Raw genomic sequence first — 4688 nt, forward strand, 5'->3', positions numbered from 1 at the left:
CCCTCTCCCGACCCTGACCCCACGCCCACCCCCGAGCCGGTGGCGCAGCTCGACGAGTCGGGCAGCACCACCTTCACCGCCACCGAGGGCACCACCTTCGCGGACACTCCGACCGTCAAGGCGGCCACGGCGTCCGGTACGGGGGTCGGCAAGGTTCTCGTGCGGTTCGAGATCGTCGGTGACACCGATGCGTCGTTCGGCGGCAGCAAGGTCGCCGAGGTCAGGACGGGCGTCAACGGCCAGGCGAGCGCCCCCGCGATCCAAGCGGGCGAGAAGACCGGCGAGTTCAGCATCCGTGCCAGCGCCAAGGTGGGCCTGCGCGTCCTCACCGCCGACTTCACCGCGACCGTCACGGCACGCCAGGCCGACGCGCTCACCAGCGCCACCGCCGCGCTGACCGGTGCGCCGGGCGCCCAGTTCGCCGAGACCGTCGAGGTGAAGGCCACGCTGGACGGCGCCGCCGCGGCGGGCGTCGAGGTCACCGCCAAGATGATCAAGAACCCGGAGGGCGACCTCAACGACGCCGGCCCCTACTTCAAGGACGCCGACGGCAAGGCCGTCCGCACCCTGACACTCACCACGGGAGCCGACGGCACGCTGAAGCTGCCGGCGATCTACGCGGACGACACGGCCGGTACGTACACGCTGCGGCTCCTCGCGCCCGGCGGCGGCAAGCTCGACGTCGAGCTGAAGGTCGCGGTCGCCGAGTCGCCCTCGCCGAGCCCCTCTCCGTGAGCCCCTCTCCGTGAGCCCCGCGGACAACTCGTAGCGGCGCCACGCAACTTCACACCTGTCACCGCACCGCCCCTGAACCGAAACCCGGATCAGGGGCGGTGTGACGTGTTCTCATCTCGCCCCCGCGTTGCTACGGTGCCCCGACCCTGACGCCGTATCAGATTCCTGGGAGGGGGCCGGATATGCGCGCTCTGATAGCAGCGGGGATCGGTCTCGCCGTAGCGCTCGCGCTGGTTCTCACCATTTCCTCGATGGAGGCGCCGCCGGGCAAGACCTCGCCGAAGCCTCTGCTCACCACCGTCCCCAAACACCCGTAGGGAGGGCTGCCGCGATGCGCCGCAAGGCCAGCCTCATACTTCTCGGCTTCGCCGTCTTCTTCGCGGCCCTCTCGCCGCTGATCCGGTTCTACGCGTTCCCCCGGCTGGCGAAGGTGCCGGCGAACCAGTACCAGATCATGGTTCTGGAGGCGAAGGGCGCGACGATCTTCGACATGGGGAAAGGGGTGAAGAAGACCGATCTCTCGATCGTGCAGACGCTCAAGGGCAATGTGGAGGAGTCCGAGAAGATCGAGGAGACGGCCGGCCGTGATGTCGTGGTGTGGGACGGTCTGTCCTACGCGCAGGATTCCGACGGCAAGATGGTCACGGTGATCCCCGAGCGCTACATCTTCGACGCGCACTCCTCGGAACCGATCCACGCGACGGGCGAGATGGCCGACAAGAAGCCGGTCAAGCGCGAGGGCATCGAGTTCAAGTGGCCGTTCCTGACGGAGAAGCGGGACTACGAGTACTTCGACGCGCGCAGCCGCACGACCAACCCCATCCATTACAAGGGTGAGCAGAATTTCCGCGGCGTCGACGTCTACTACTTCGAGCAGACCATCCCGTGGCAGAAGGTGGACTTCCCCAGCACGATGCCCGGCGGTATCCCGCCGGAGCAGATGAAGGGGACCGGTACCGAGATGTGGTACACCACGGTCCGCAAGTTCTGGGTCGACCCCACCAGTGGCGCTCCGGTGTACGGCGAGGAGATCCACAAGGAGGAGATGCGGGGCGGCTCGCTCGTGGAGGGCCTCGCCCCCGGCAAGGACCGGCTCACCGTCTTCGACGGACACGTCAAGATGCGCGAGGACTTCATCAAGGACACCGTCGAACTGGTCAAGTCCCAGCGTCAGCTCGTGCTCGCGATGACCACGTACATCCCCTGGGGCTTCGGCTTCCTCGCCCTCGTGCTGCTCTCCCTGTCCCTGTGGCTGGAGGCCCGCAGCCGCCGCCCCGGCGACGATCCGGAAGCGACCGACGACCGCGCACCCGAGCCGGAACCCGCCGGGGTCTGATCAACGCTCCCTGCGCAGGCGGGCGTTGGTGAACCGGGTCGGTTCCGCGCCCGCCGGGTCCTCGGGCCACGGATGCTTGGGGTAACGCCCGCGCAGCTCGGTCCGCACCGCCTGATAGCCCGTCCGCCAGAATGAGGCCAGATCGGCCGTCACGGCGGCGGGCCGTCCCGCGGGTGACAGGAGATGCACGAGCACCGGCACGCCCGCGATCTCCGGGGTCGCGGCAAGACCGAACATCTCCTGCACCTTCACCGCCAGCACGGGCTGTCCGGGATCCGTGTAGTCGATCCGTACGGATGACCCGCTCGGCACCGTCAGCCGCTCGGGCGCCAGCTCGTCGAGCCGGGCGGCGTCGCCCGTGGCCCATGGCAGCAGCCGGTTGAGCGCCTGCCCGGCGTCGATCCGCGCGAGGTCAGCGCGCCGCCGCGCCTTGGACAGCTCGGGCTCAAGCCACTCGTCCGCGCGCGCCAGCAGCGCCGCCTCGTCCATGCCGGGCCACGGCGCGCCAAGGCGCCGGTGCACAAAGGCCAGCCGCCGTCTCAACTCCCCTGCCTTCTGCGACCACTTCAGAAGTACGGTCCCCTCCTCGGCCAGCCCTTGCAGCAGCGCCTCCCGTACGAGGGCGGGGTCCGGGTCGCCGAGCGGGCGCACCCGCAGCTCGATCGCGCCGAGCCGCTCCACCCGCCGGGCGACCACATCACCGTCCGCCCAGCCGACCTCGGCGCCGCTGCTGTGGAGCGGCGCGGCGGCGGCGCGTGCCGCGTCCTCGTCGAGCACGGCCGCAAGGCGTACGCGGGCGTGCGCCGAGCCGACGGGCCGGTCGGCCACGGCGACGGCGATCCACTCGGAGCCGAACAGCGGGGAGCCGTCGGGGAGTTCGGCCGCGGTGCCGGAGGCCATGAGGTAGCTGCCCGCGCCCTTGGAGCGGGCGACGCGCTCCGGGAAGGCCAGGGCGGTGATGAGGGCGGGGGCGCGGTCCTCGGCGGAGGGGCCCTTCCCGGAGGAGCCCTTCGCCGGGGAGGCGGGCTCCTTTGCGGGGGCCGGTCTGTGCGCAGGCTGCCGGGTGTCCGACCTCTCCAGCGCCGAGCTGAGCCTGCGGGTCTCCGTGCGCCAGCGGGCGCCGTACGCGTCGCCGCCGCGGCGGGCCGTGCGCAAAGCCGCCGCCAGGTCGTTCCCGTACTCCCGCGGCGGCTCCTCGCTGAGCAGCGCCACCACCTCGGCGGCCGTCCGCGCACCGAGCTCGCGCGCACCGTCGAGCAGCGCACGGCCAAGCCGCGGATGCAGGCCCAACCGGGCCATCCGCAGGCCCCGTTCGGACACCTGGCCCTGCGCGTCCAGGGCCCCGATCGCCGTCAGCGAGCGGCGCGCCGCGGCCATCGCGCCGGCCGGAGGCGGATCGAGCAGAGCGAGCCCGGAGGCGTCCGGGTCGCCCCAGCAGGCGGCCTGCAGCGCGAACGCGGTCAGATCCGCGACCTTGATCTCGGGCGCGGGGAAGCGGGTCAGGCGCCCGTCCTCGGCCTGGTCCCAGCAGCGGTACACCGCGCCGGGGGCCTCGCGTCCGGCCCGTCCGGCACGCTGGCGTCCCGCGGCCTGCGAAGCCCGTACGGTCGTCAGCGCGCTCAGCCCCCGCGCGTGGTCGGTACGCGGCTCGCGCGCGAGCCCGGAGTCGACGACGGTCCGTACGCCGGGGACGGTCAGGGACGACTCGGCCACGGAGGTCGCGAGCACGACCCGGCGCCGCTCGCCCGGGGCGAGGACGGCGTCCTGCACGGCGGCGGGCGCGCGGCCGTGCACCTGGAGCACGTCCACACCGCCGAGCTCGCCCAACTGCCCCGCGACCCGGGCGATTTCACCGACGCCGGGCAGGAAGCACAGCACATCGCCCTCCCGCTCGGCGAGGGCGCGGCGGACCGTGCCCGCGACATGGGTGAGCAGCGCGGGATCGACGCGCATGCCGTGCGGCGGGCGCACGGGGCGGGGCGGCGGCGCCCAGACCGTCTCGACGGGGTGGGCTGTGCCCTGCGCCTCGACGACCGGGGCGAGCGCGTCCGTGTCCGCCGGGTCGCCGAGGAGGCGGGCCCAGCCCTCGGCGTCGGTGGTGGCGGAGGCGGCGATCAGCTGGAGGTCGGGGCGAAGGGTCTCCCGTACGTCGAGGAGGAAGGCCGCGACCGTATCGGCGTCGAGGTGCCGCTCGTGGCACTCGTCGAGGACGACCAGGTCCACGCCGCTCAACTCCTGGTCGCGTTGCAGGCGTTGGAGCAGGACGCCGGTGGTGACCACCTCGACGCGGGTGCCGCGGCCGACGTTCCGTTCGCCGCGCACCGTGAATCCGACGCTGTCGCCCACGCTTTCGTCCAGGAGCCAGGCCATGCGCCTGGCCGCGGCGCGGGCGGCGATCCGGCGGGGCTCGGCAACGAGGACGCGGCGGGGTGCGCCCTCGTCCAGGAGGCCCGCGAGGGCCAGCGGTACGAGGGTGGTCTTGCCGGTGCCCGGCGGGGCGCAGAGGACTGCGGTGCCGTGCTCTTCCAGGGCTGCCCGGAGGTTGGGCAGCGCGCTGCTGACGGGGAGCTGGGCGAGGGCGGCGGCGGTGCGGGTCACGGGTCCAGTGTCCCGGGTG

General features: G+C 72.7%; 3 protein-coding genes and 1 pseudogene. 3 read left to right on the forward strand and 1 reads right to left on the reverse strand.

The genetic code is table 11. The annotated features are described in order from the left end of the window. The 3 genes and pseudogenes from G6045_RS39360 to G6045_RS39370 form a co-directional block, all read left to right on the forward strand. A pseudogene (locus tag G6045_RS39360) lies at positions 1–735 on the forward strand (lytic transglycosylase); the annotation flags it as partial. A 182-nt stretch (positions 736–917) separates the two neighbouring features. Beyond that, positions 918–1052, forward strand: coding sequence for an SPW_0924 family protein (locus G6045_RS39365; protein WP_107407016.1), 135 nt, complete (start codon positions 918–920; stop codon positions 1050–1052). Positions 1053–1066: 14 nt separating this feature from the next. Next, positions 1067–2071, forward strand: coding sequence for a DUF3068 domain-containing protein (locus G6045_RS39370; RefSeq protein ID WP_165337047.1), 1005 nt, complete (start codon positions 1067–1069; stop codon positions 2069–2071). Here the strand turns inward: G6045_RS39370 and hrpB are convergent, their stop codons facing one another. Then, positions 2072–4669 carry an ATP-dependent helicase HrpB gene (gene hrpB / locus G6045_RS39375; RefSeq protein WP_165337048.1) on the reverse strand — a complete coding sequence of 866 codons (2598 nt, stop codon included), beginning with the start codon at positions 4667–4669 and terminating at the stop codon, positions 2072–2074. It lies immediately after the preceding gene. Between the last annotated feature and the right edge of the window lie 19 nt (positions 4670–4688).

The sequence above is a fragment of the Streptomyces mesophilus genome (assembly GCF_011044995.1).
GTDB classification, from domain to species: Bacteria; Actinomycetota; Actinomycetes; order Streptomycetales; family Streptomycetaceae; genus Streptomyces; species Streptomyces mesophilus.